The organism is Lactiplantibacillus paraxiangfangensis (assembly GCF_036246185.1).
GTDB lineage: Bacteria > Bacillota > Bacilli > Lactobacillales > Lactobacillaceae > Lactiplantibacillus > Lactiplantibacillus paraxiangfangensis.
The window spans coordinates 14,159-39,412 of the sequence record NZ_BTPW01000021.1 but is presented as its reverse complement, the minus strand read 5'-3'; the positions used below and the strand labels follow the sequence as shown (position 1 = coordinate 39,412).

The following is a 25,254-nucleotide window of genomic DNA, read 5'->3' as shown; positions in this document are numbered from 1 at the left end:
TTGATTTCGTCTTCGCCTTACTATCATTTATAATTATAATAAATATAAATGGAGGTGGTTTCTATGCCAAGTCGTTACACGCACATCTTAGTTCCTGTCGACAGTTCCGAAGCTGCACAGGCGGCCTTTACCGAAGCAGTCAACATCGCCCAGCGTCACGCGGCCCAACTGACCGCCCTGTACGTTGTGGATGACAGTGCCTACCATGCGCCAGCGCTTGATCCGGTCCTTTCCGAATTACTCGACGCCGAAGCCGCGCACGCTCACGACGCGATGCAACAACGACAGCAGTTCGTAACCACTACCACGATTTCCGATTTTAAAACTGAAGTCACGTACGGCATTCCTAAACGAGCCATCGAAGACTACGCTAAACAACACGCTGAAATTGATTTGATTGTGCTGGGTGCCACCGGCAAAGATTCACCCCACCGGGTGGCCGTGGGATCAACAACTAGCTACGTGGTCGACCACGCCCCTTGCAACGTGATGGTCATTCGCTAAAATTTAAAAATAAGGGTTCAGAAAAGTTTGGCTATTTCTGAATCCTTATTTTGTTTTATCGACGTTCAAATGACCGCCAAATTCTCACTGAAGTTTTAAATACAATGATGTGTATCCATAGTATCATTAAGTAACCAATTAATTCCTGCGTCAAGCGATTATCACAGTGCTTAAATCTTTGGGGGAAATTAGCATGCGACATAAACAACCACGTTATTTGGGAAGCCTGATTGTACTCATTGGCTTAGTCATTTTAGGCTTATCTTTTTTATTCATCGGTTACGATAATTCCGACGCTAGTGTCGGTGATCAGCGCCTATTTCAAACTCGGCTAACACGGATCACGGCCACTGACAACGGTGAATGGCGCGTCACGGGAACGACGAGCGCGCCGTCCGGGGCTAAGATTATCGCCCTGGGTACGACGGACGTTGCCTCAGTCGCCAGCTCACTAAGTAGCACCACCGCTTGGTCACGCGTCCGTCACGGTCAATTTACGGCGACGATTAATGCTTATAACGCCACAACCAGTCATCAATACCGCGCCGGCCAGCTTGTCCCGGTCACGGTAGTTGCGGTAACCGATTATGAGCAACGCCAGTATAATTTACTGCCCGCCGCCCTACGTGACCAATTGCAACAGTTTGCACCACACCAACTTAAACTGACCGAACAACTGGCCCAATTTTGTCAGGAATCGTACCACCAATATAATCTATAAACATTAGGCGACTGAAATTGGCATAATCAATTTCAGTCGCCTAATGTTTATAGATTTTTTTCGAAATAAAAACTGCTTCAAACCAACGTAATCGCCGATATGAAGCAGTTTTAGTCTGATTTTATTGATCCCACCCGGACTCGAACCGGGATCAACCGCTTAGGAGGCGGGTGCCCTATCCAGTTGTGCTATGAGACCATAACCAATCCGTAAAATATCATCTCACGGATTGCGTCATTTGGCAATTACCTATTTGCTGAAACGGTCACGGTTCTTTTTCCGCATTCCCTTCTTCTTGGAATGCTTATTGTGCCCCTTATGCTTCTTTGGCATGGCTTTTTCTGCTTTAGCCGGTTTCACTAATTGATCATTAGTCTCAGCGACACGTTTAACCTTATCAGGATGCCCAGCATCACCGACCCGGTGGCGACCATTCGCTGCTTCCCCGGCCTTTTCTGGATGATCAAAGGTCAACGGTGGCACTACCCGATCAGGCTTAGTATCCACAATTTGATAGCCAACTAAGTAACCGGGTTTAATTTCGTAGTCCGTCTCCGCCATCAGCTTCTTGAAGTCACGAATATCGTGATCATCGCCCATGGTCAAGACTAACCCCTCGGCGCCCATCCGACCAGTCCGACCACTGCGGTGAATATAAGTCGTCACGTCTTTTGGCAGCTGGTAATTAATAACCGCTGGCAATTCGGGCACGTCGAGTCCCCGGGCAGCCAAATCAGTCGTCAATAACAATTCGACCTTGCCCTGACGGAACAGCCGTAACGCCTTTTCACGTTCAACCTGACGCTGATTACTCGTTAACGCCACGTAGTTAACGTGTTGGTGCCGCAATTCAACGGCCACGTGCTGTAACTCTTGCATCTTGTTAAAGAACACTAGGGCCCGCAGACGGTCCACTCGACTAATCCGCTTTAGCAAGCTAACCCGTTGCCGGTTACCAACTTCCATCGTGCGGTGACGAACGACACCCTGTGTCTGGTCAATGGCCCGTACGTCAATTTTTTCAACCGTTTGGCCAAACCAACGGGGAAGTTCGTCCAAAATCTTCGTTTCAGTTGCTGAAAAGAAACCTAATTGTAACGTTTCAGCAAAGGTTGCGTCTAAGATTTCGCGAATCTGATCAAGCGTTTCATCCGTCAGCAATTCATCCGCTTCATCAACGATCATGAGCTTCAAATGCCCAAGCTTCAATTTGCCATCCGCAATCAAGTTAGTGACCCGTCCCGGCGTCCCAACGACGATTTCTGGATGCTTCTTGAGCTTTTCAGTCTGACGCTTCACGTTGGCCCCACCAGTAATGGCTAAGACCTTTGCGTCGACTAACTGCGCCCAATCACGGACAACGTTGGTCGTTTGCATGGCCAACTCTTGTGACGGTGCCAAGATTAAGGCTTGGACCCCTTCACCAGGGCGCACCATTTCTAACATTGGCCAAGTAAAGGCTAATGTCTTCCCCGACCCAGTCGGTGCCAATCCTAAAATTGATTTGCCCGCAGCCATGGGTTCCGCTACCGCCGTTTGAATGGGTGACGGTTCCGTAAAGCCCTGCGCTGCAAACTTTGTTTTAAATACGTCTAACATAGTGCCTCATTTCTATTTATCGGCTAAATCGCGTTCGTCATCTGAAAAATAGATGTGTCCGGACTGCCGTAAATTAAATAATAGTTTATTAACATTGCGACTCAACTGCCGCCATGCTTGATATTCTTTTTGATGACCAGCTGGATCATTAATCACCATTGCGAAGTCGCGAGCTTCCGCGAGCATTGGGTTAGCGTCTGGCTGAACACCGATGTTATGTGACTGACCGTCCACATCGTGATAAGTGACTTTGCCCAACTCAGCCGCATTATCCATCACAATGGCATCTTGCAGGCCGTTGATCTCAGATGGCAAAAATGAATTACTGGTTTTACCCAAGTTCAACGTCACCGTAAAGGCTGGGTAGCGTAAAACTGCTACTCCTTTTCCATCGACCTTCGTTGACAACAAGGTTGGGTAATAGGCCACTTCATCCGGCATACCAAACCAACCAACCGCATCGTAGGCCAGGTAAACGCCGAGGTCCTGCAAAGCCCCACCAGCGAACTTCAGTGAGAAAATGTTAGGTTCTTCGCCCGCCCGCACAGCGTCAAACCGTGAAGAGTACTTCATGTACGTTAAAGTAGCGCCTTGGACCTGTTCAAGCTGGTCAATTTGATCCTTGACCCGTTTAAAGTTAACTTCATGAATCTGGCGCGCCGCCTCAAACAGCAATACGTCTGGATGCGCAGCTAAGCATTCGTCTAACTGCTCAAATTCAGCCTGATTAGCCACAGCTGGTTTTTCAACGATTACGTTCTTGTCGTGCTCAATGGCGAGCTTTGCTTGAGCAAAATGCAAACTATTTGGTGACGCAATGTATACGGCGTCAAAGTCACCTTGACTGAAGAAATGCTCTAAATCCGTAAAGATTGCCCCGGCATGGTTCTTGTTCGCAAATGCTTGGGCCGTCTCACTGTGCCGTGAATAAACCGTCGTCAGCTGCCATTCACCCGACTCGCTCGCTGCGTCGATAAATTGTTGTGTGATCCAGTTGGTTCCAATGATTCCTAATTTTAACATGCGTATACCCCTCTCGTTACCGGCAACCGCTGTGACTGGTTGCGCTTACTGATACTTTTATTCTACCAGTTTTGTGCACGAAATAGGACCTTGGAACTTTGAAATTTATGGCCTGTTTAATGGCAAAAAAAAAAGTTGCCCAGCGGGCAACTTTTTAAAAGTTTGATTATTGTTGAGGAACAACGTTAGTAGCTTGTGGGCCACGATCGCTTTGTTCTTCGTCAAAAGTAACTTTTTGGCCTTCTTCTAAGGTCTTGAAACCGTCAACTTGGATAGCTGAGAAGTGAACGAATACATCGTTGCCATCTTCACCAGTAATAAAACCAAAACCCTTATCAGCATTAAACCATTTTACAGTACCATTTTTCATAAATACAAATCCTCCTAGGATTATCAAATCTAAAGTAACGAAACTATGTTATCAACACCTAAAAGAATTTGCAAGGTAGCAAACTAATGATACTTCTGAACTCCTGTTAAATGCCAATTACATATTATAGATTAACACACTCACCCACCCGATGACAAGTGATGCCGATTTTTATTCCAATTTTACGTGGAATATCTCATTAAAATTAACAAACGGTTACGTACATTACCTGCGGGTAACAACCATCTAAAAGCTTTGCTAAGAACGGGCTATTTCGTGACGAGCCTGTCCCGTTAGTGGTATATTCTAAGTATAAATGTTAACGAAAGAAGGTTGATCCGGTGAAGCGACGTGGCGCCATTTTATTTGGCCTATCATTACTAGCAGGACTTTCAAGTACATTGGTACGTAAGCAGCACCCCAGCAAACTTGCAAGCGGCGATTTAGCCGTCTTTTATGCGGGCACTTGGACCTATCGTGACGAAGAACATCACCGGGACCACAAGCTTGAGATTGACCCTAGCATGCTTATTCGCATCGACGGCCATTCCATGCCAGCAACCGTTGAATCAATTTCTCCAAGTAAACTCGTTTTACTGGATAAATACGGCTTTCACTTAGAGATCAAAGCCAATGAGCAACGACCCGTTGCATTGTTTGACGAAGCGGATAATCACAGTTATGTCATTTTATCCCCACAGCAGTTAGACCAAGCAACCAATTAACACCAATGGAATTGAGGGACCACGACACCCGTCGTGATCCCTCCTGCTATTTTTAGCCATTATAATTATTTTAATATTAGAGTCTGGAACAGAACTCAAAAGCCATTCAGAAATCAATTTCTGGATGGTTTTTCCTATTATTATGGTCGAAACGTGGGCCAAAAGGCAATTTGTTCCGCTTAACCGCCTTTTGGCCCACTCTTTGTCACTTATTCGAGGTCAAACGCGATCAAATTATCGAACTGTTTGACGCTTCCATTATAAATGAGACCGGTAAACTCTTGGCACGTACCGTTTTGCCGGTAAACCGCGCGGTCAGAATAATGCATGAAGAGCACCCGTTTTGACCGGTGGTGCGTTGAAGTTGTGTCGTACCACAAGGGCGTCTTTTTAATCACCGGTTTGACTAAGCTCGTCGCCACTCCCGGTGTGGACCAAACCACACACTGGCGATCGTAGTGGGCCGTTAATTTTAAAACTAACGCCCGTAACTTGGCCTGCGCCTGCTTGACCTTGACCATTTTAGCTGAATAATTGCCATAATATTGAACTTGAATCGCAATCGGTAAGTTACCGATGTTATTGCCGACCGTTTTTTCAAAGTACGCCGCCTGGGCATTGGCCGAACTGGAGAAACTAAAAACGTGCACGACCCCAACGCCCAAGTCAGTCCCCACGATTCGCTGGTAGTTGCTGGAAAAGTTGTCATCCGAGTAACTTGCCCCCTGCGTCGCGTGTAAGTAGATAAATTTTAGCCCATTATTTTTTAGCGCAGCAAAGTCCAGGTACCCATCATTTTGGGAGACCGCTACCCCGCGGACGTTAAACCCGTCCACGACTTCAGCGCGCTGCCATTGAATCAATGCCAAGACGCCCCAAACGCTACTAATCATAATCAGCAAGACCAACAGCCACGTCAGTCGACGCCGCCACCGCGCGCCCCTAGTTTGCGCATATACTGGTCTTAAGCGCTGCTGTTTTGCCATTCCTCATCCATCCTTACCAACTTTATAATTCCGTCCGCGTCTCGCTAATCGCTTCGCGTACCCGACCTAAACTAGCCGCCATCTTAATGTTGCCGTGGACCGCCGTCATCAAGAACAAACTATCGATAATGCTCATCTGCGCAATTAACGACGTCAGTCCCTCCGAACGGTAATTAATTTCCTCGGCCACCGAAATAAACGCTACCGTACTAGCCTTAGCCAGTGGTGAATTGCCAAAACTCGTTAAGGCAATGACCGGTACCTTTTGCCCGGTCAAGGTTTTTAAAATTTGTAAAGTCTGCTGGTTACGTCCCGTGTGTGAAATCACCACGGCGACGTCCTTTGATGTCATCTGCGCCGCTTGCATTAGCTGCATATCATAATCACTATTATGCGCGCAGGGAATCCCCGTCCGCACAAACTTATGATAACCATCCAGTGAGGCAACGGCCGACCCGCCAAGGCCGTAGAAGCCAATCGTTTTAGCGTGTAGCAATAGGTGAACCGCCTGTTTCAAGTCAGCTTCAGTCATTACTTGACTCGTCTGATCCAAGGAACTGCGGATACTATTAAACGTGGACGTCGCGATGCCCTTAAAGGTCGTTTGCTTTTCAACGTCTTGAAAGGCCTCGGCCGTTGTCCGTTCAACCGGTTCTGCCGCGGTCAACTCCCGTGAAAAGTCACGAAAGCTATTAAAACTAATCCGTTTGACGAAGCGTGAAACCGTGGCCGTCGAAACACCGACCGCCGCCGCCAAATCCGAAATTGATTGGGCCGCCGTTTTTACGGGGTCCTTGATAATATAATCCGCAATCTTACGGTCCGTTACGCTTAAATTCGGGTAATACGACCGAATAAGTGTCAAAACCCGATTACGATGTGTGGGTGCTTGTGTGGACACGTTTCGCCACCTCCATGACCAAATTTTACCACAGTTTGCAAAAACGCCCTAGGTTTGTCATTGCAACCGTTATCAAAGATGTTTACACTATTATTATTGAATTCGAGAAAGGACACCGCTATGACACAAATTCTTACCGTCGACATTGGCACCACTAGTACCAAAGTCGTTTTATACGATCAAACCGGCCAAGTGGTTGCCAGCGCCAACCACGGCTACCCCCTATACCAAGATCAACCAGGAATGGCTGAAGAAGACCCCGCCGACATTTATCAAGCCGTTATCGCTGGCATTCAAGAAGTCGCGCAATTTCAAGACTCGATTGCCGGCATCAGCTTTTCGGCCGCCATGCACAGCTTAATTTTACTAGACAATCAGTATCAACCTATCAGCCGGATGTATACCTGGGCCGATAACCGGGCTAGTCGCGCCGCCGATGACTTACGGGCCCGCCCCGATGCGCACGCGTTATACTCACGGACCGGAACCCCGTTGCATCCCATGACACCCTTGTCCAAATTGCGCTGGCTCGCGCACGACCAACCGGCTTTACACCACGCGACAAGGTGGTTCGTCGACATCAAGGCCTACATTTTATACCGGTTAACTGGCCAACTAGTGACCGACTATTCCATCGCTAACGCTTCGGGTCTCTTTAACCTGCATACGTTCCAGTGGGACGATCAGGCCTTAGAATTGGCCCACGTCAAAGCTGACCAGTTGCCCCAATTAGTCGATACGACTGCCCAAGTTACTGGGATGACGACTGCGACCGCCGATATGCTCGGTTTAGCAACCAGTGTCCCACTAATTGCCGGAGCTAGTGATGGTTGCCTTTCAAACCTCGGGCTAAACGCCATTCGTCCCGGGCAGGCCGCGCTGACGATTGGCACATCGGGCGCGATTCGCGTCATCAGTGATCAACCCCAGCTCGACCCCCAAGGACGGCTCTTCTGTTATTACTTAGCTCCCAGCGCGTGGGTCATTGGTGGCCCCGCCAACAACGGAGGTAACGTCTTGGCCTGGGTTCACGATACCCTGTTTAAAGACGTTCAACCGCCAGTCACCTTAGAACAACTCAGCGCCGCGGTCACTCGAGTACCAGCTGGAAGCCACGGGCTATTGATGCATCCCTACCTCAACGGCGAACGTGCCCCACTCTGGGATGCAAATGCCCGGGGCGCGTTCTTCGGGCTCACCGCGCAACATACCCGGGTGGATATGACCCGCGCGGCGCTTGAAGGAATCGCCTTCAACCTCGCCCATATCGCCCAAATGGTTCAAGCTCTGACCGGTCCATTCACCAGCCTACAAGCCGCCGGTGGCTTTGCTAAATCACCCGTTTGGCAACAAATTGTGGCCGATATTTTTAACGCCCCCGTCGGGATTCCTAAAAACGTGGAAAGCTCCTGTTTCGGTGCCGCCGTCTTAGGAATGGTCAGCTTAGGCTTGTTACCTAACTTAGAAGCCGTTAGTGACCTCGTTGAGAATGACGCACCTCGGCAGCCAATTGCCGCCAACGTGGCCGTCTACCAACGACTCTATCCGCTATACGAACAATTAGCACAAGCCTATCAACCTTTATTTAAACAACTGGCCGATTTCAAATAATGATAGTTTGTTAAATTGAGACATCCAAAAAAGTCCAAGCGCTAACCCCATCAGGTTACCGCTTGGATTTTTCTATTTTAATTTCCAACTTACTATTCCGAATTAGTCGTCGTAGTATTAAACTTACTATTCCGAATTAGTCGTCGTAGTATTAATTAAAGTCCGGCTGCGCTTAGGTTTCTTATCCAACATGTATTGCCGAATCAACGTCACAATTTGCTGATTTTGTGGCAGGCTTGAATGTTGCGCATTATTGCCCGTCACGGTAATTTCAGTGTAGTGTTTAACCTGTCCCTGATAAACGTACTTGCCCGCTTCGACGCTGCGCGCAGGAACTAACCCATCCGTATCGTAGTTCTCCGTCCCGGCAACCGAATAGACCGTTGCGTTTTTGGGAAGCTTATCACGATATTTAATAAAATCAGCTAGCATTTGGGTCTTATGATCAAGATTGGCTTCCGAGAAGTTGTACGGTGACCCAATCGTCATGATTCGTTTGACCTTAATGTCCGTCCGATTAAAGTAATGCTCAAAGAAATACGTATAGATCAGACCACCGTTAGAATGGCCAATCGCTTTAAAATTATTGAACTGATACTTACTCGTTAACTGCTTAAAGGCCAGGGAGAACCAACGAGCTTGCTTCTTAATATTATCGTAACCGTCCTTGTTATTTTCAAACCCCACCACGATGACCGGTTCGTTATCACGAGGGCGCAACGTCCCCGTCATCGTGATTTGATCATTTTTTTTGACCGTTAATTTAATGAGACTGTGTTTCCGTTTATCCGCCTTGTTCAACTGAGTAACCAACGTATCAAACCGGTTTTGGCTCGCACTACTCCCCGGAATCATGATGATGGGAGACATTGGCGAATCGTGCCGACCAGTCATCGCCGTCACGTTGGCACGCGTCCACCGGTAAGATGGTCCGATTAGCAGGCCTAAGAAGAGGATTCCCAATGCTAAAACGATCAAACTCCGCAGTCGGCGTGACCCACTAGGCTTCTTTGACATGGTCGTTCCCCCCTTTCCGGGCAACTTCCACTTGAGCCGCATTAACGATGGCTTCCGCTAAGTGCATGAACGGTAAATAGATGGCCGTCGAAATAATTAAGCACACGATTCCGATTAACAGGGCAACCACGTTCCCGTTTGTTCCAATAAAAGCAATCAACGGGCCCGGCGTCCCAATCGGTACCGGATAGACGACTGGTGGCATCCAGTGAAATGCAATCGCCATAGCCGCGATTCCCATATTGACCACCGGTGCTATAGTGAATGGAATTAGATAGATTGGATTATATAAGACCGGTAACCCGGTTAGGATTGGCCCGTTACTATTAAATAGCGCCGGGAGTAATCCCCACCGTGCCACGACATGATAATTATGATTATTACTACTAATAAAAATTGCAATGACTAGTGCTAAAAGCATCCCGGTGCCACCAAAAGTCCCAAACGCGTGGTACAAGGTATCGGCCGTAAACGGGTACGGGACGTTATAAGCTGAATGATGGGCTAAAGCGTAATTCAGATTTGTGTTCATCGCGGGTGTATTGGACGTTAATTGTTGATACGGCCCAAACAGCCCTAAAATTTCCAAGAACAACGTCAACATGGATATGTCCAAAGTAAGCCAAACGCTATGGCTGGTCGTTGCAAATTTCTGAAATGCTTCCCAAGTTTCTTCAGAGTAACTCGCGACCATCAGCCAGTGCACACCTAAGCTAGCCACAACGGCGAGTAAAAACACAATCAGCATTGGCAGTAACGAACCAAACGTGCGTTGCAAGATTTGCGTCGTGTGCGGGGCTTGGGGTTCGTCGCCAGGTTTGCCGAACCACTTGAAGCATAGTCCGGTTATGCCACCCGTAATCAGCGCGCCTGTAAGTCCATTGGTCCCTAACATTAGCGCGTTAAAGATTCCTAGCTGCGCCTGATTCGTATACTGATAAGCCATAATGAGTAAGGCGACAGCCCCCGTCAGCCCGGCCAGCTGTTCATCACGATTATGTAGTTTAGCCAAGTATTTCGCTGCCCCGTACGCCGCAATGACGGCGACACTATTCAGTGTCAGGTTAGTCAAATTGTCGAACGGATAGTGTAAGTATTTATAATACGGGACCCACTTGGATAAATGGAAAACACTCGCAAAGAACCCTTGCTTCGTTAGCACCGTTGACTGAATGATCTGACTAAACGTCCCAATCAAAATAAACGGGAACGTCAGCATCAACGTTCGCTGAATCACCCGGTAAAAGTTTGTTTTCCGTAACTTTAATAGTGTCGGTACCATTCGTTGAATCACCCGTTGTTCACTAATCCCCACGCTGTCCATCCCCCTTCAGTGACTTCTTTGGTCTAATTATACGGCTATCTCTAAGTTTAGGACTACCAAACTCGTCTATAAATTTTATTGTCTTAAAGCTAACAAGGTTTAACCCATTTAAAAAAGCCACTCTGACTAGTATGACGCCATCATTCGCTTTGATTGTTGTATCAACATCCTACTGAAATTTCGTTACTTATACTCTAGTCCGGTTGGCGCTAATAACATACGGTCGCGGGACCGGGCCTAGCCTGAGGAGCGGTCTAGCCCCTCGCCCAGAGCACTTGCAAAAACCGCAATTGTTCTGGACCGTTCGTGGTGTAAGGACCGAAAAAACGCCGGTCCCAACACCACCTTCACGACCGATGCTATCAGCGCCAGCCTCCGAATATCCGACAACAATAACAATAAATAAAGCTATTTTCAGCTTCGTCGGGCAGCCTTGGTTTGCTGTGTCAGCAAGATTAGCAGATGATTTTTTTGCTAATCTTGCTGGGCGATTCAAAGACGCGGGGTTCGGCTTTGAATCGAGGCCCCAGACCGCGCCATGGCTGGGACCGTCCCCCACAGCTACACCAAGGCTGCCCGACGAAGCAACTAATTTAAGAGTAACGATCATTACAACGTTAGTGCCAATCTTTATTGAGTCAAAAGCAGTCCCTTGTATGCAAGATTTCATACAAAGGACTGCTTTAATGTGTTTTAAATTTTTATGCTAACCGCCGGCGCTTAACTTAATCGAATCGTTCCTGATGTCGTCCGGCCCTTGATCGTATAAGTTCCGGTAATGCCGACTTGTCCGGCTTGATAGCCATCCGCAAAGTGCGTTGCCGACCCATTTTTTGGTGCGGTAATCCGGCCACTCTGCGCCTCTAATTCATAAGCATAGCTGGCGTCACTCGGCACCCCAACTTTAATACTGCCACTCTTCGCGTTGAGGTTAATGTCACCGGCAATGTTGGCAAATGCCAGCTTCAAGCTCCCCGACTTCACTGACCAGCTACCGCCACCATTCAAGGCGTCACCGGTAACCGTTCCGCTGGTGGCACTGATCGTAAACTGCCCAGCCGTAACGGCGTGCATTCGAATCCGACCACTTTTAACCAGCATCCCGAGTTGGTTCGTCACTTGGACCCCATTCAGGTCACAACTCCCAGAAGTTACATCGGCGCTAAACGCTTGACTACCAACTTCAGCGACCCGAGCGCCACCGCTGATGACTTGTAAGTTGACCGTATCCAAGTACGACAAGCCAGCAACTAAAACACTCCCAGAACGGCTAGTTACCGCAACGTTGCCCATAAAACTGACCGGAACGTGAATTTGAACATGAACGCGCAGGGGAATTAAAAACGGGACCTTTCCTTGGGTCACTTTCAATTCTTTTTCGTTCTGACTGACTTGCGCCTGATAAGCCGTATTATTATGATTCATGTATTCCCGCACAATCACTTCATCGGTATCCCCTTGGGTAGGTAAAATTTTAACCCGTGCCGATTTATAGTGGATGGCCAAACTTGTAATCGTCTTGGCATCAAAACGCTGTTCGTTCACAAGCGGCAAGTTTTCTGTATATTCACCAGCTAAGTTGAGTGGAGTAGCGGGCATCTTAAATTCAGGTTGCGCCTGGGCGTCACCGTTCAAATTAATGCCATCTTCGTTGAAGGTCCAACTCCCAAGTTTCAAGCCGTGGCTATCCGCCTTAATGGCCCCATCATTAATGGAGACCCCTTCAGAATCAGCTTTAAACGCCCGGCCGCCCTTCACGTAAACACCATCATTATTAATATTGAGCGTCTCACCATCGTCGACCCGAATGCCATCATCGTCCATAACCACGTGGTGACCCCGAATCGTTTTGGTCGTGCCGTTTTCGGCGTTGATCTGACGAATTAATTCATTAATATCCCCAAAATCACTAAACGCTTCCGCAACGGCTTCTTCAGGGGCTAAACCGGCTTGTTGCTTATCCGCAGCCGCTTCATTTAAATCACTAGTTAGTTCCGCCTTGAGCTCAACCAATGCTGGTGTTTGTGGCTGATCTTTAAAATAACTATTTAGTCGCATTGCGACCAGTTGTTCAGTTTTTGCTGACATGCGCGTCAATCCTTCCTAATATTAATTCATCAATAACTTGCTTTGCAAAATTCCATTCGGTCACGTTTTGAGCCAACGTGGCGCGTCCCTGAGTGGTGATCTGGTAATATTTTCGCCGACCGCCCTGGGTCTCGTTTCCCCAGTAACTGGTAATATCGCCATTCTTTTCTAACCGTCGAAACACGGTGTAGAGCGTCGCTTCATTAATGTCGTAAGCTTCCTGGCTCAGCCTTTTAATCGTCTTAGCAATTTCGTAGCCATAACTGTCCCCCTGGCTTAAAATATTTAGCACAATCGTGGTCGTGTGCCCGCGAATCGTATCTTTGGAAATTTCGGGTTTCATAGTCAACTTCCTTTCAATACTACTTTGTGTCACATAGTAATTTGATGAGAATAATATAGCATCAATTACTATGTGTGTCAAAGTAATTGTTTTAAAAAAACAGCAACAAAAAAACGCCCAAGGAACTCTTGAGCGCACAACCTAACTTATTATTGATTTGATAGTAGTGGTCAACGCCACCGAATCTTACTTAAAACCCGTTTGCCTAACCCATTTTGGAGTAGGACGAAGACCGGGTAAGCACTGATGACAAGTGGCAGGTAAATCCAAGCCAGTGACCAGTGCCAGAGACTCACAAGTGAGAAGATTTGTCCGCCAAACAGAAAGACGAGTAAGAACAAACTTGCCATCAAGACGACCAGTCCAATTTTAAATCGGTTCAGCGGCCGAGCCGCAATCAGTAGCGCATTTAAACTAATAATTCCCGTCATCAGGACACTCAACGTCGACGTGGTTGCAAAGTTCAGCTGGAATTTACTTCCGAGTAACATGATCGTCAAAATGTAGCCCACCACACAAATCGCGGACGGTACCGCAATTTCCATGACTTGCTTCATAAAGCGTCCCGTGATTCGCGTGTAGTCCGGTGCTAGCGCCAAGAAGAATGTCGGAATCCCCACCATCAGCGTTGAAATTGGCGTCAACTGGATCGGTTCAAACGGATAGCTGTGACTCATAAAGATAAAGATCAGCGTTAGTGCCGCCGAATACATCGTTTTAATCAGGTACAGCGCGGCGACCCGTTCAATATTGTTAATCACCCGCCGCCCCTCATTTAGGACCTGCACCATGGCGTCAAAGTTCGATTCAATCAAGACAAAGTCCGCTAAGCTCTTCGTCGCTTCGCTCCCAGTCGCCATGGCAATACTGCAATCAGCCTGCTTTAAGGCTAACAAGTCGTTCACCCCGTCACCAGTCATTGCAACCGTGTGACCAGCCGCCTGGTACGCCTTGATCAAAGATTCCTTCTGTTGCGGCGTCACCCGACCAAAGACGTTGTAATCTGCCACGAGCTGATCAAAATCCGGCGTCGACCCAACTTGGCTCATGTCGACTAATTGGTCCGCGCCCGCAATTCCAGCCCGCTTGGCAATACTAGCGACCGTGACCGGGTTATCACCCGAGATCACCTTTAACGCAACGTCCTGATTCGCAAAAAAACCAAACGTCTCTTTTGCCCGGGGACGTAATTCATCCGTGATTAAAATTAGTCCGACTGCTTGGGGTTCACTTGGCTTCGGCGTCGTTAACGCCTTAACTTGGGCAAATAGTAACACCCGATAACCTTGTTTAGCCAGGGTTTGAATATGAGTTTGTAAATCTGTCGGAACCGTTTCATAAATGAACTCCGGTGCCCCCATGACGTAGGACTGACCGTTAAACTGCGCCCCACTCCACTTACGGGCGGACGAAAACGGTAATACCGCGTCTGCGTGTACGGTGGGCGTCCCAAACGCTTCTTTGATGGCTTGCGCCGTTTCATTATCATCATCAATCGCCGTAACTAGTTCCGCTAACCGGGCTTCAGCGATTTTGGCTGGGACTTGGCCCCAAGGTTCTAACCGGTCAAACTTCAATTGACCGCTAGTAATGGTCCCCGTTTTATCTAAGCATAGCGTATCGACCCGCGCCAACGCTTCAATGGCTGGCAGTTCCCGGACCAGTACTTGGTGTCGCCCTAAGGTGAACGCCCCAGCCGCTAACGCTACGGATGTCAATAGGACCAACCCTTCTGGAATCATCCCCACCATTGCAGCAACCGTTCCTAAAATGGCCCGGTTTTGTGACTCACCCCGCAACAACGTGGAAATAAACAAGCCCGCGCCCAACGGAATGATCGTAATCGTCAAAATTTTAATAATCCGGTTAATAATTGTAAGAAGTTGGCTCGGCGTCCGGTGCTTCTGCTTAGCCGCTTTCGCCATTTGCTTAATGAAACTCCCGTGGCCAACTTCAGTCGCTTGCACAACACCGTGGCCACCGAGAATCACACTCCCAGATATCATCATGTCGCCCGGTCCCTTAATGACCGGATCCGCTTCACCAGTGATTTGGGATTCGTCGACTTCGAGGCCCTCAGTTGTCCGAACCACCCCGTCCACCGGTAGTTGGTCGCCACGCGTGACCATGATAAGGTCATCTTGAACCACCGCGTCCTGCGCGTAATCCCCAACCTGACCATCCCGGCAAATATGAATTTTTGCCGCTGACAGGAGTGACAATTTATCAACTTGCCGTTTTGCCCGGATTTCTTGGAAAATTCCAATGGCCGTGTTCATGATCACGACAAATAAAAACAGGATATTCTTATAGCTCCCCGTCAGTAAAACCAGTCCGGCCAACACGACGTTGATCAAATTAAAGAGCGTCAGGAGGTTATCGCGGAAAATCTGTTTAACGGAACGTGTTAACGGTGGTAACGGCTCATTTTTAAGGCCCGCTGCCACCCGTTTTTTAACTTCATCGGTGGTTAAGCCCAATTTAATTGGTGGTAAATAACGGTCTGACATGTCGCGCCCCCTCAGTATTAATCTATTTTTATTGTAAACGATTTTAACGGAAAATTACCGCAATTTCACTTGAATTCGTTCACTTTTAGTAAAAACTAAGTAATTCTATTAGCACACCCCAATTGTTTAGGTCTTAATTAGTCAAAACGAGCACGTCCGGGAGAGAACACAAAAAAGCCGTTCAGAAATCATCCTGAACGGTTTTGTCTATTATTATGGTTGAAACGTGGGCCAAAAGGCAGTTTATTCCGCTTTTGGACCACTCCTCACTTATTTTTCTGCTGGCAAATGCGTTTGGTCAATGGCCAACTGCATCGTCTTCGTAAACCGGCTGTCTAATTCAGCCTTGGACATCGTAAAGAAGCCCCCGATTTCTTGAATGATAAAGCCAAACAAGGTCGACCGGTACAACGTGTTTTCGACCCGCGCCGCATCATTCAACTGTAAAGGTGTGAACATAGCCTGGTACAAGTTAACCATCGCTGCCCGTGTCCGCGGAATCTTTAAATTGTCATTTAAATCTAGCAAAACTGGTGCTAGTCCCCGATGGTTCAGACAAGCTGAACGAAATTCCTGTGCAAAGGCCATTAAGGCGTCATCCCCGGTGACGTCCGCAATTTTTTCGGTCAACTGATCCTTTACCGTTTGGACAAATTGGAGCCCCACCTGATCTAACAAGTCACTTAAACTATCAACATAATTATAAATAGATTGTGGTCGCACATCTAAAACGAGTGCTAAATCACGGATTGTTAACCCGGTAATTCCCTTAGTCTCAATTAACTGATTCGCTGTGGCAAGAACTTTAGCTTGCGTTAGTGTTCTTCTCTTTACCATACTTCTCCCCCGTTTTTAAATTTATACGATTATTATTATAACTCAAAAACAAACTAGATTTTTTAGAAAACGGCATGAAACAGTTTAAATAAAATATAAAAAGGATTATAATTTCCACTAAGCTGATTGAATCAGTTTAATTTTAACTTATATTGGAGTGCTATTCAAATGGTTGATACCAACGGCAAGCACTACAGCCAACTTGCACTGACGCTCACCCTCGTTTTAGGGACGTTTTGTACTGCGCTAACGACGAACATGCTCGTTACCGCTTATCCAACATTGATGAAGACCTTTTCCATTTCGAGTGCCACCGTCCAGTGGCTAACCACCGGATCGTTACTCGTGATGGGAATCATGATTCCCGTCAGTGCCTGGCTGCTCAATAACTTTAGCCTGCGTTTGATTTATATTGCTGCTTTAAGCTGTTTTCTGATTGGATTACTCGTCAGTTATACCGCGCCCAACTTCCAACTTATTTTAGCTGGTCGGCTAATTCAAGCCGTCGGGATTGGGATTACTTTTCCAACGATTCAAACCGTTCTACTCGTCATCTACCCACCCGAAAAACGGGGCACGATGATGGGGCTTGGCGGCATCGTGATTGGCCTCGCCCCGGCACTTGGGCCCACCGTTTCAGGTTGGATTTTAGATAATGCTAACTGGCGTGACCTATTTGGGATGATGTTACCACCAGTCGCAATCGTCTTATTAATTGCCCTTTTTACAGTGAAACCCGTCATTCCACTGAAAAAATCACCCATTGATGCCTGGGCAATCGTTCTTTCAACAACGGGATTCGGAAGCTTACTGTACGGTTTTTCATCGGTCGGCGAACACGGCTGGTCTTCGCCACTGGTCATTATTAGTTTAATTATCGGTCTCGTTTTTATTGCCGGTTTCGTTTGGCGCGAGTGGCCACAATCACAGCCACTGTTAAACATTCGGCTACTTAAGATTCCATCCTTTACCATCGCGTCCATGATTACAGCCCTGGCCAACACAGCAATGATTGGAATTCAAGTAGTCTTACCGATGTACTTGCAAAACGTGCGCGGACTCACGCCCCTCGAATCCGGGCTCATGATTTTACCAGGCGCGCTACTCTACGGCGTTATCAGTCTCATTAGCGGTCGCGCTTACGATTCAATTGGTGGGCGCCGGTTAGCGCTAATGGGAACCTTCCTACTGACTTTAGGAACGTTACCGTTCGCCATGTTAACCCGCCAGACACCGTATCCGACCATCATCATGGAATACGTCGTGCTCATGAGCGGGGTCGCACTCGTTGCCATGCCGCTGACCGCTGCAAGTTCAATCGACCTGCGGGGCATTCAGCTCAGTCACGGAACGGCAATCAACAGTACGATGCGTCAAATCATGACTTCCATGGGGACCGCGGTTCTCGGTAGCGTTTTGACAAACGTTGCCAGCAGTGCGCAACCCGCAAAACACTTACTGACGACCGCACCACTGGCTTACCAAAATGCGGCTTACAACGCCGCCATGCGCGGTTTTCACGCCGCTTTCCTAGTCGCAACGGTCTTGGGGGTCGTTGCAATGGTGTTCGCGGTATTCGTTAAGCGCACGCCTAAGGGAGGTCAGCCGGTATGATTTTAATTATTTTAGGATTGAGCTTAATTGGTTTTATCGTCGGCTTTCTAGCGATGCCTAGTCACCGATTGCAATGGCTGGTTGGGGGACTTAGCCTAATTGTGATGGTGACGGCCGCTACCCTAATGATTGGTAACGATACGTGGCACTGGGGCATGCGTCAAAGTACAACGACTCAGACGACCACGTTACAGTCGAGTGCCGCTAACCCATACGCCTCACTGTTGTTATACACCCCAGTGCGTCATGCTAAGACTGAAAAAGTCTACGTGTACCGCGCCCCGGGACAAGCTAAACTTCACCACTCAGCGGCCCGCTTAACCACAACTAACCGGGTCACCCGGACAACTAGTCAGACGGCAAAGCTGGTCAACCAGCAACGTCGTTGGACGTATCAGAATCAATTTTGGCGCTGGCTATTTAGCTGGACAGGACATCACAATCAGTTGGTCAAGGAGACAAACACCTTTGAGTTACCCTCGTCCTGGCAAATTCTCAGCGTCACACAAGCCAAGTGGCTAGCCAAACGCGCCCAACAGCTTGAGGCTAAAAGTAAAACCGCCACAACTAAAGCCGTCACTAACCAAGTCAAAGCGGCCAAAATGGCGAACCCACAGATGAGTAAGGCCGCAACGGCTGCCCTCGTTAAAAAGGTCAAAGCCGCGGCTAAAAAGCAAGCGGCTAAGCAGGCCCAGACGGCTTTACCAAAGCTATTGAAACAGGCTCGGCACCAATCAATTTACGATTAGTTCAAAAAACGTTCTAGGATAACTACCCGCTTGATTGGGTGATCGTCCTGAACGTTTTTTTGGTATTATCATTATTTTTATTAAGATATTAGGCCTTAGCGGGCGTATGATAAAAGTAATCAATCTGAGTTACGGAGGAAAATACTTTGGCAGAATTAACCTTTAAAGATAAAAAAATTGATTTCAACCGGTTAGTCACATTTGGTTTTCAAGCATCAGGAACTAGCTATACTTATCAAACGCCAATTGTTGATGACCAGTTCTTACTCACCATTACGGCCACTAAACCTAACCAGCTCACAACTCACGTGACCGATATGAACACCAATGAGGAATACGTGTTACACCTGACACCCCAAGCTCACGGAAAATTCGTGGGTAAAGTGGCGACCGCCTACCAGCAAGTCCTTGATCAAATTGAAGCGGATTGCATGGATAACAACGTTTTTCAAGGTGCCCAGGTCCAAGCGGTCATGACCCACGTTGAGCAAACCTATGGCGATCAACTGGAATTTTTATGGAAAAAGTTTCCTAAAAATGCCGTTTGGCGGCGAGCCGACACCCATAAGTGGTACGCCGCTTTGCTGACCGTTCAGCGTCAAAAATTGGGGCTAGATGGTGCTGAAGAAGTCACGGTACTCGACATGCGGGCACAGCCAGAGGTCGTTGAACAGCTGGTTGATAACGTCACTTATTTCCCGGGTTACCATATGAACAAACGCAACTGGATCACCATTATTTTAGACGGCTCAGTCCCGATGCCCACCATCGTCGACCGACTCCAAGCTAGCTATCAGTTAGCTAAATAGTGGTACATGACAATCAAACAAGCAGCGACGCATTTTTGATCAGCAAAGATGCGTCGCTGCTTGTTTGTTTAGCTATATTTAAACCGTTTGGAGCTGATATTGCAACCGGACTAAATCAGAAGCCCCTTTGCTGGTGAACTGTTCATCCAAATTCATCTGCCAAAGCTGATCATTGATTTTTAGCTGCTCTTTTTGAATATATTCGGCTAAGATCTGTAAGGAAATACAAATATTTTTCATGTCATTAGTTGTGTCGATTGACACGTATTTGCCGGCGGGCTTTTGCAATAGCGGCAAGTCGCCGGTATCCGTGCGGGCATCGACCGCCTTTAAAATACAAAAAGACGCCGTGGGGTAGTCGTTTGCCTCGCTCTGCGGTAACTGCGTCAAAAAGCCGGAATCCTGCTGGTTAACTAATTTGAGCTTCCCTAGTTGCGCATAAAAGTCGGCATAAATTTCAGCGACTTCCGCTTCGGTGCAGGCAACCGACTGCCGGGAACGGCAAAATTGAGTAGCCGGGACGGTAGTGACAAACGGCTGATTTTTAGTGATGATTTCGGTTGGTACCGCTTGATCAAACCGGGTCTGGAGTGTCGTCTTAAGCAAGCTTAAATTGTCGATTTGATCATCGATTTTTGCTAAAACGGCTTTCAAATCAGTATCTAGTGACTTGGCCTGCTTGTCGTTATTCAATTGTTGGATTTCAGCGATGGACAGACCTAACCGCCGTAATTCCAAAATAAAAGTTAATTCATAAAGCTGGTCGTAATCGTAATAGCGGTAACCATTTTCGGCCACGTGCTTGGGCTGAAACAGTCCCTTTTGGTCATAGAAGATTAAGGTCCGGCGCGTCGTCCCCGCTAATTGTGCGAATTTCTGAATCGTTAACATCAAAACACCTCGACTTAAAACTTGACTGTAACGTTACGTCATACTCTATACTTAGTTTATTGAAAAAACAAAAATAATTGGAGGATGAATTTTATGCGAGCAGTTGTTATTGATACACCCGGAGATCCAGACGTGATGCACTTAGTTGAACGCCCAATTCCAGAGGCCACCGCGGACCAATCCGTCATGCGGATTCACGCGTTTGGGGTCCACCGTTACGAAGCGTTGACCCGGGCCGGTGGTTCGCCATCAGTGAAATTTCCACGGGTCATTGGCGTTGAAGCCGTTGGTGAAATTTATCAAGCATCCAAGAATAGTTCCTTAAAAGTTGGTCAGAAAGTCATGACGATGATGGGCGGTTTTGGCCGTGAAGTCGATGGTAGTTATCAAGACTACGCCTTAGTCGCCGACACCAATTTATATCCGGTTGATTTTGATGGCGACTGGGTCACCTTAGCGCAATACCCAGAAAACTTTTACACGGCGATGGGCGCCATTGATTCCCTGAAATTAAAGTCAGGTCAATCGTTATTGGTTCGCGGCGGCACTAGTGCCGTGGGCTTAGCAGCGATTAAACTTGCCAAGGCCATGGGCTTCACGGTCACCGCAACGACCCGTCGACAAAATCAATTGGATGCCCTAATCGCTAATGGTGCGGACCAATCGGTCTTGGATACTAACAACCAGCTAGTTACGGACGCACAATTTGATGGCATCGTTGACCTAGTCGGGACGGTCACGTTAACAAACTCGATTGCGCACCTCAATCCAGGTGGCGGCGTTTCACTAATTGGCTTGTTGGCCGGAGAATGGATTGTTAAGAACTTCAACCCGTTCACCTTGGCGGGCAAATTTTTGACCGGCTTTGATTCAACGGACGTCAAACAATCCCTAATCGATGAGATGTTTAAATTAATCAATCAAAATCACTTATCAATTCCAATCGCCAAGGTCTTTAAACTTGAAGACATCGTGGCGTCACACAAGTACGTGATGGCTAGCCGTGAATTAGGGCAAGTCATTGTCGACAATGACTGAAAAGGAACTGATTCAATTAGTTCTCGACCACACGGATGGTGAACTGGGCTTTCCCTTTAATCGTCCCGGCCAAAAGTCGACCGTCATTTTTTCCGTCATCAAGCACCGTAGTAATCATAAAATCATTGCCATGGTGTACACCCAGACTGACCAAGTCCTGATTGACGTTAAATTGACGCCGGCTCAAAATGACGAACTCCGCCTATCAGCGGGTGTCGAACCCGGCTACCATCTGAATAACCGGTACTGGACCACGATTAAAGTAAATGACACCGTCGTCTCACCCACGGAGCTAACCAATATCATTCTGGAAAGTGCCCGGTTAACAAATTAATCCGCTTCGTCAGTCAGAATCGGTGTGCTGTTAGGGACGGCCCCAGCCAAAGTTCGGTCTGGGCCCTCACTTCAAAGCCGCCAGCCCACGTCTTTGAAGCGCCCCGCAAGATTAGTCGGCCAAAATCACCGGCTAATCTTGCCGCCACTGCACACCGGTTCTGACTGACTTCGCTAAACTTTGCTTTACTATTAAGAATGGCTATTCTCAATCATTAAATATTCTGACTAGCTACTAACTGTTTAATTTTTATTAGTCTGAGTATCAACACAATGGACTGTTATTACTGTCAGATACTCGGAGGTTGGCGCTGATAACATCGGTCGTGAAGGTGGTATTTGGCCGGTGATTTTCGGCCAAATACCACGGACGGTCCGGGACACTTGCAAAAGGCGCAAGTGTCCCGGGCGAGGGACTAGACCGCTCCCCAGGCTAGGCCCGGTCCCACGACCGCATGTCATCAGCACCGACCGGAAAATATAAAAAACGTTTCCAAACCAAAATCAGCTCAAACTTGCAAACGCAAGTCTGAGCTGATTTTATTATCTTAAATTACTTGAACGCTTACTTGCGCGTCAAGACCGTCACACATTCGATGTGTGGGGTTTGTGGAAATTGGTCGACGGGTTGAACCGGCGCACTGATTTCGTAGCCGTATTCGCCAAAGCGTTGCACGTCACGAACTAAGGTTGATGGGTTACAGCTAATGTAAACCACCTTCTTAGGCGCCATTTCACCAGTACTCTTGATGAATTCAGCGTCTAAACCCTTACGTGGTGGATCAACAACCACAACGTCCGGTTTGATGCCTTCTTCTTGCCACTTAGCCATAACATCTTCAGCACTTCCGAGCACAAACTTCGCGTTCGTAATACCGTTCTTGTTGGCGTTTTGCTTGGCATTTTCAATGGCAGCTGGCACAATTTCAACACCATAAACTTGCTTAGCGTGTTGCGCCATCGTTAATGAAATCGTCCCAATCCCAGAATAGGCATCGATTACGGTTTCATTACCCGTAAGTCCAGCTTGGTCAATGGCTAATTGATAAAGCTTTTCCGTTTGTTGTGGGTTCACTTGGTAGAAAGACTGTGCCGAAACGGCAAACGTTAAGCCCAGTAATTGATCATCAATGGTTGACTTACCTGCCAACACGTTGTTATCAGGCCCTAGGATGACGTTAGTCTTCTTTTGGTTGATGTTTTGAACCACACTAACGACTTCTGGTAATGCCGCTTGAATCTCTTGTACGACCACGTCAGCCATTGGCAAGTGCTTCGTCCGTGTGACAATGACAACCATCATTTCGTGGCTGTAGTAACCGCGGCGGACCATGATTGTCCGAATCGTTCCGCTATGGTGGAATTCATCGTAGGCTGCTTCGTGATACTTCCGTAAAATATCGCGGATAACCACGATGGCCTTGTCGATTTCAGGATCTTGAATGTAATAGTCTTCAATTGGCATCAATTGGTGACTGTTCTTCTTGTAAAAACCAGTCGTTAATTTGCCTTGAACTTGGCGGACAGGAACTTGCGCCTTGTTTCGGTATTGCGTTGGATTTTCCATCCCAATGGTTGGCAAAACTTCCACGTCATCCATGTGAACTTTCGCAAATAATTCAGCGACTTGGTGTTGCTTGAACTTTAATTGTTCGCTGTATTCTAAATGTTGTAATGGTGCAATCCCGGTCTGACGATAAACCCGTCCCTTGGGGTTAACCCGGTGAGGACTCACTTGGTTAATCTTGACCACGTCACCAAACGCAAAGTTCTTGGTTGTTTTCGTGACTTTGACCGTGATTTTTTCTTCGGGCAAGGCGTTTTCGATGAAGATTGGGTAGTTATCTACCTTGGCAACCCCCATGCCTTGATACGTTAAATCAATGATGGTGACATCGAGTTCTTCACCATTGTGTACTGGTAAATTAGTTTTCATTGGTCCCTCATTTTTCTTTCTTTTGGCTAATGGTTTTGCCAATTAGGTTAAATTTGTCTTCCGGTGCGGTCATACCCGCACCCGTTTGTTAAAAAAATTACCGTTCCCCATTTTAAAGGTAAACGGTAATTTAAGCAAGTTATTCAGATTTTGATTCAGTTTCAGCGTCCGTTTTTGGCAACTGATCGACCGCTGACACAAAATGACGTTCCGCATCTTCAATCTCGGGATCCGTAATGGCATCGTCTGGAATCCGATCGGTATCCGCAAACATTTCAATGTGTTGCTTCAAGTTTCTAAACGTCATCGGTGCGTCGCCACCATATTCCCCGTCAATGTTGATCATTAACCGGTCCTTAGGTGACTTGGCAACCACTTTGTGCGTCTTAACGTAAATAATGCTTGGGTCATTGATGTGCTTACCACCATTGAGCACTAAGGTCATCAGGTGTAGCATCTTTGCCAAATTCCCAGTCTTCACGATAATCATGGTAAATTTACCATCATCCAGTGAGGCGTCCGGAACTAATTGTTCAAAACCACCCACCGAATTCGTTAACGCTAGGAAAAACATCGATGCCTTCCCCGTAAAGTGGCCCCCATCATACTTTAAGTCCATTTCAACGGGTTTCACCCGTGGCAGTAACTCGGCACCCTTGGCCAAGTACGCCGCGTACCCAAAAATTGACTTTAACTGTGATGGGACGTCGTAGGTCAGTTCAGTCAACAAACCACCAGCCGCAATGTTAATAAAGTATTGCTCACCGGCTTGGCCGATATCCATCTTGACCGTCTGATTTTTTAAGACTACTTTGGCCGCCGCAACTGGATCTTCACGGGGAATCCGTAAGGCCCGCGCATAGTCATTGGTCGTCCCCGCCGGTATGATGGCCATCTTAGGCCGCCGCTTTAACCCGGCTAAGCCGTTGACAACTTGATTGATGGTCCCATCACCACCAGCTGCAATGATCAATTCAAACCCATCCTTAGCACACCGACGCGCTTCGTCAGCTGCCGAGTTCGGTGTCGCTGTGGTTGCAAACGCACTGGTCTCGTAGCCAGCTTGTTCAAAAATGCCAAGAATTTCCACCAGGTCGTGCGCTAATGCTTCACGTCCTGACGTTGGGTTATAGATAAGTCGTGCCCGTTTACGCATGTTTCTTTCCTCCGAATACACAGTGTTTGCCGTTTAAGCCGTTATACATCATCACTTTTACACCGGCTTGTGACAAACGCGACCCTGTTCAGCACCAAACCGGCCCCATGCTAAAAGCCGCATGTGACCGGTTCGCTTAATCGTCAGTGTCGTCACCTAATACTAGGTG

Annotated in this window: 23 protein-coding genes and 1 tRNA gene; 9 read left to right on the top strand and 15 right to left on the bottom strand. The window is 47.5% G+C overall.

Going from position 1 to position 25,254, the window contains the following annotated elements:
- The first annotated feature begins 63 nt into the window (after positions 1–63).
- Together AAA939_RS11595 and AAA939_RS11590 are read left to right on the top strand one after the other, a co-directional pair.
- Complete coding sequence (locus AAA939_RS11595; protein WP_338210134.1) at positions 64–504, top strand: universal stress protein; 441 nt, start codon at positions 64–66, stop codon at positions 502–504.
- A gap of 193 nt (positions 505–697) precedes the next feature.
- The gene (locus AAA939_RS11590) at positions 698–1,225 is read left to right on the top strand and encodes a hypothetical protein (RefSeq protein WP_338210136.1); all 528 of its coding nucleotides are present in this window, start codon (positions 698–700) and stop codon (positions 1,223–1,225) included.
- 125 nt (positions 1,226–1,350) lie between these two features.
- Here the strand turns inward: AAA939_RS11590 and AAA939_RS11585 are convergent.
- The 4 genes from AAA939_RS11585 to AAA939_RS11570 all read right to left on the bottom strand — a co-directional run bounded on the left by AAA939_RS11585 (position 1,351) and on the right by AAA939_RS11570 (position 4,217).
- A tRNA-Arg gene (locus AAA939_RS11585) sits at positions 1,351–1,423 on the bottom strand.
- Between the two features lie 51 nt (positions 1,424–1,474).
- Complete coding sequence (locus tag AAA939_RS11580) at positions 1,475–2,824, bottom strand: DEAD/DEAH box helicase (RefSeq protein WP_338210138.1); 1,350 nt, start codon at positions 2,822–2,824, stop codon at positions 1,475–1,477.
- Positions 2,825–2,836: 12 nt separating this feature from the next.
- On the bottom strand, positions 2,837–3,847 hold the full coding sequence (locus AAA939_RS11575) for a Gfo/Idh/MocA family protein (protein WP_338210140.1): 1,011 nt from the start codon (positions 3,845–3,847) through the stop codon (positions 2,837–2,839).
- A gap of 166 nt (positions 3,848–4,013) precedes the next feature.
- The gene (locus tag AAA939_RS11570) at positions 4,014–4,217 is read right to left on the bottom strand and encodes a cold-shock protein (protein WP_057705176.1); all 204 of its coding nucleotides are present in this window, start codon (positions 4,215–4,217) and stop codon (positions 4,014–4,016) included.
- Between the two features lie 341 nt (positions 4,218–4,558).
- On the opposite strand from AAA939_RS11570, the gene AAA939_RS11565 reads away from it, so the two are divergent.
- Positions 4,559–4,942, top strand: a complete 384-nt coding sequence (locus tag AAA939_RS11565) for a DUF4828 domain-containing protein (RefSeq protein ID WP_338210142.1) — start codon at positions 4,559–4,561, stop codon at positions 4,940–4,942.
- A gap of 209 nt (positions 4,943–5,151) precedes the next feature.
- Here the strand turns inward: AAA939_RS11565 and AAA939_RS11560 are convergent, their stop codons facing one another.
- Positions 5,152–5,928, bottom strand: coding sequence for a GH25 family lysozyme (locus AAA939_RS11560; RefSeq protein ID WP_338230889.1), 777 nt, complete (start codon positions 5,926–5,928; stop codon positions 5,152–5,154).
- A 22-nt stretch (positions 5,929–5,950) separates the two neighbouring features.
- Entirely contained in the window at positions 5,951–6,829 is an 879-nt protein-coding gene (locus AAA939_RS11555; protein WP_338210145.1) for a MurR/RpiR family transcriptional regulator, read from the bottom strand.
- A gap of 120 nt (positions 6,830–6,949) precedes the next feature.
- Here AAA939_RS11555 and AAA939_RS11550 point away from each other — a divergent pair, with 120 nt between their 5' ends.
- Positions 6,950–8,440 (top strand): gluconokinase, encoded by a 1,491-nt coding sequence (locus AAA939_RS11550; protein ID WP_338210147.1) that lies wholly within the window; start codon positions 6,950–6,952, stop codon positions 8,438–8,440.
- Between the two features lie 126 nt (positions 8,441–8,566).
- On the opposite strand, the gene AAA939_RS11545 is transcribed toward AAA939_RS11550, so the two are convergent.
- From AAA939_RS11545 to AAA939_RS11520, 6 genes are all read right to left on the bottom strand, one after another.
- On the bottom strand, positions 8,567–9,457 hold the full coding sequence (locus AAA939_RS11545) for an alpha/beta hydrolase (protein ID WP_338210149.1): 891 nt from the start codon (positions 9,455–9,457) through the stop codon (positions 8,567–8,569).
- Positions 9,441–10,772, bottom strand: a complete 1,332-nt coding sequence (locus AAA939_RS11540; protein ID WP_338210151.1) for a PTS transporter subunit EIIC — start codon at positions 10,770–10,772, stop codon at positions 9,441–9,443. The genes AAA939_RS11545 and AAA939_RS11540 overlap by 17 nt, the downstream gene beginning before the upstream one ends.
- Before the next feature lie 729 nt (positions 10,773–11,501).
- On the bottom strand, positions 11,502–12,869 hold the full coding sequence (locus tag AAA939_RS11535) for a DUF4097 family beta strand repeat-containing protein (RefSeq protein WP_338210154.1): 1,368 nt from the start codon (positions 12,867–12,869) through the stop codon (positions 11,502–11,504).
- On the bottom strand, positions 12,853–13,212 hold the full coding sequence (locus tag AAA939_RS11530) for a PadR family transcriptional regulator (RefSeq protein ID WP_338210155.1): 360 nt from the start codon (positions 13,210–13,212) through the stop codon (positions 12,853–12,855). The genes AAA939_RS11535 and AAA939_RS11530 overlap by 17 nt, the downstream gene beginning before the upstream one ends.
- Positions 13,213–13,382: 170 nt before the next feature.
- Complete coding sequence (locus AAA939_RS11525; protein WP_338210157.1) at positions 13,383–15,722, bottom strand: cation-translocating P-type ATPase; 2,340 nt, start codon at positions 15,720–15,722, stop codon at positions 13,383–13,385.
- A 270-nt stretch (positions 15,723–15,992) separates the two neighbouring features.
- Positions 15,993–16,559 (bottom strand): TetR/AcrR family transcriptional regulator, encoded by a 567-nt coding sequence (locus tag AAA939_RS11520; protein WP_057705186.1) that lies wholly within the window; start codon positions 16,557–16,559, stop codon positions 15,993–15,995.
- Positions 16,560–16,727: 168 nt separating this feature from the next.
- Between AAA939_RS11520 and AAA939_RS11515 the strand changes: the two genes are divergently transcribed.
- The 3 genes from AAA939_RS11515 (at position 16,728) to AAA939_RS11505 (ending at position 19,731) form a co-directional block, all read left to right on the top strand.
- On the top strand, positions 16,728–18,173 hold the full coding sequence (locus AAA939_RS11515; protein WP_338210161.1) for a DHA2 family efflux MFS transporter permease subunit: 1,446 nt from the start codon (positions 16,728–16,730) through the stop codon (positions 18,171–18,173).
- On the top strand, positions 18,170–18,922 hold the full coding sequence (locus AAA939_RS11510) for a DUF4811 domain-containing protein (RefSeq protein ID WP_338210163.1): 753 nt from the start codon (positions 18,170–18,172) through the stop codon (positions 18,920–18,922). The genes AAA939_RS11515 and AAA939_RS11510 overlap by 4 nt, the downstream gene beginning before the upstream one ends.
- A gap of 146 nt (positions 18,923–19,068) precedes the next feature.
- Positions 19,069–19,731 (top strand): MmcQ/YjbR family DNA-binding protein, encoded by a 663-nt coding sequence (locus AAA939_RS11505; RefSeq protein ID WP_338210164.1) that lies wholly within the window; start codon positions 19,069–19,071, stop codon positions 19,729–19,731.
- Between the two features lie 78 nt (positions 19,732–19,809).
- Here AAA939_RS11505 and AAA939_RS11500 read toward each other — a convergent pair whose 3' ends face one another.
- The gene (locus tag AAA939_RS11500) at positions 19,810–20,622 is read right to left on the bottom strand and encodes a MerR family transcriptional regulator (RefSeq protein ID WP_338210166.1); all 813 of its coding nucleotides are present in this window, start codon (positions 20,620–20,622) and stop codon (positions 19,810–19,812) included.
- A gap of 93 nt (positions 20,623–20,715) precedes the next feature.
- Here AAA939_RS11500 and AAA939_RS11495 point away from each other — a divergent pair, with 93 nt between their 5' ends.
- Both AAA939_RS11495 and AAA939_RS11490 read left to right on the top strand, forming a co-directional pair.
- Complete coding sequence (locus AAA939_RS11495; RefSeq protein WP_338210168.1) at positions 20,716–21,660, top strand: zinc-binding dehydrogenase; 945 nt, start codon at positions 20,716–20,718, stop codon at positions 21,658–21,660.
- Positions 21,653–21,994, top strand: a complete 342-nt coding sequence (locus AAA939_RS11490; RefSeq protein WP_338210170.1) for an MmcQ/YjbR family DNA-binding protein — start codon at positions 21,653–21,655, stop codon at positions 21,992–21,994. The genes AAA939_RS11495 and AAA939_RS11490 overlap by 8 nt, the downstream gene beginning before the upstream one ends.
- 564 nt (positions 21,995–22,558) lie before the next feature.
- Here AAA939_RS11490 and rlmD read toward each other — a convergent pair.
- Both rlmD and AAA939_RS11480 read right to left on the bottom strand, forming a co-directional pair.
- Positions 22,559–23,929 (bottom strand): 23S rRNA (uracil(1939)-C(5))-methyltransferase RlmD, encoded by a 1,371-nt coding sequence (rlmD, locus tag AAA939_RS11485; protein ID WP_338210172.1) that lies wholly within the window; start codon positions 23,927–23,929, stop codon positions 22,559–22,561.
- A gap of 139 nt (positions 23,930–24,068) precedes the next feature.
- Positions 24,069–25,085, bottom strand: coding sequence for a diacylglycerol kinase (locus tag AAA939_RS11480; RefSeq protein ID WP_338210173.1), 1,017 nt, complete (start codon positions 25,083–25,085; stop codon positions 24,069–24,071).
- Positions 25,086–25,254 lie beyond the last annotated feature (169 nt).

Coding starts and splice junctions, on each gene's coding strand:
- AAA939_RS11495 (WP_338210168.1), top strand. CDS start 20,716: ATGCGAGCAGTTGTTATTGATACACCCGGAGATCCAGACGTGATGCAC.
- AAA939_RS11570 (WP_057705176.1), bottom strand. CDS start 4,217: ATGAAAAATGGTACTGTAAAATGGTTTAATGCTGATAAGGGTTTTGGT.
- AAA939_RS11530 (WP_338210155.1), bottom strand. CDS start 13,212: ATGAAACCCGAAATTTCCAAAGATACGATTCGCGGGCACACGACCACG.
- AAA939_RS11500 (WP_338210166.1), bottom strand. CDS start 20,622: ATGTTAACGATTCAGAAATTCGCACAATTAGCGGGGACGACGCGCCGG.
- AAA939_RS11515 (WP_338210161.1), top strand. CDS start 16,728: ATGGTTGATACCAACGGCAAGCACTACAGCCAACTTGCACTGACGCTC.
- AAA939_RS11480 (WP_338210173.1), bottom strand. CDS start 25,085: ATGCGTAAACGGGCACGACTTATCTATAACCCAACGTCAGGACGTGAA.
- AAA939_RS11520 (WP_057705186.1), bottom strand. CDS start 16,559: ATGGTAAAGAGAAGAACACTAACGCAAGCTAAAGTTCTTGCCACAGCG.
- AAA939_RS11535 (WP_338210154.1), bottom strand. CDS start 12,869: ATGTCAGCAAAAACTGAACAACTGGTCGCAATGCGACTAAATAGTTAT.
- AAA939_RS11575 (WP_338210140.1), bottom strand. CDS start 3,847: ATGTTAAAATTAGGAATCATTGGAACCAACTGGATCACACAACAATTT.
- AAA939_RS11560 (WP_338230889.1), bottom strand. CDS start 5,928: ATGGCAAAACAGCAGCGCTTAAGACCAGTATATGCGCAAACTAGGGGC.
- AAA939_RS11590 (WP_338210136.1), top strand. CDS start 698: ATGCGACATAAACAACCACGTTATTTGGGAAGCCTGATTGTACTCATT.
- AAA939_RS11580 (WP_338210138.1), bottom strand. CDS start 2,824: ATGTTAGACGTATTTAAAACAAAGTTTGCAGCGCAGGGCTTTACGGAA.
- AAA939_RS11490 (WP_338210170.1), top strand. CDS start 21,653: ATGACTGAAAAGGAACTGATTCAATTAGTTCTCGACCACACGGATGGT.
- AAA939_RS11595 (WP_338210134.1), top strand. CDS start 64: ATGCCAAGTCGTTACACGCACATCTTAGTTCCTGTCGACAGTTCCGAA.
- AAA939_RS11525 (WP_338210157.1), bottom strand. CDS start 15,722: ATGTCAGACCGTTATTTACCACCAATTAAATTGGGCTTAACCACCGAT.
- AAA939_RS11550 (WP_338210147.1), top strand. CDS start 6,950: ATGACACAAATTCTTACCGTCGACATTGGCACCACTAGTACCAAAGTC.
- rlmD (WP_338210172.1), bottom strand. CDS start 23,929: ATGAAAACTAATTTACCAGTACACAATGGTGAAGAACTCGATGTCACC.
- AAA939_RS11510 (WP_338210163.1), top strand. CDS start 18,170: ATGATTTTAATTATTTTAGGATTGAGCTTAATTGGTTTTATCGTCGGC.
- AAA939_RS11545 (WP_338210149.1), bottom strand. CDS start 9,457: ATGTCAAAGAAGCCTAGTGGGTCACGCCGACTGCGGAGTTTGATCGTT.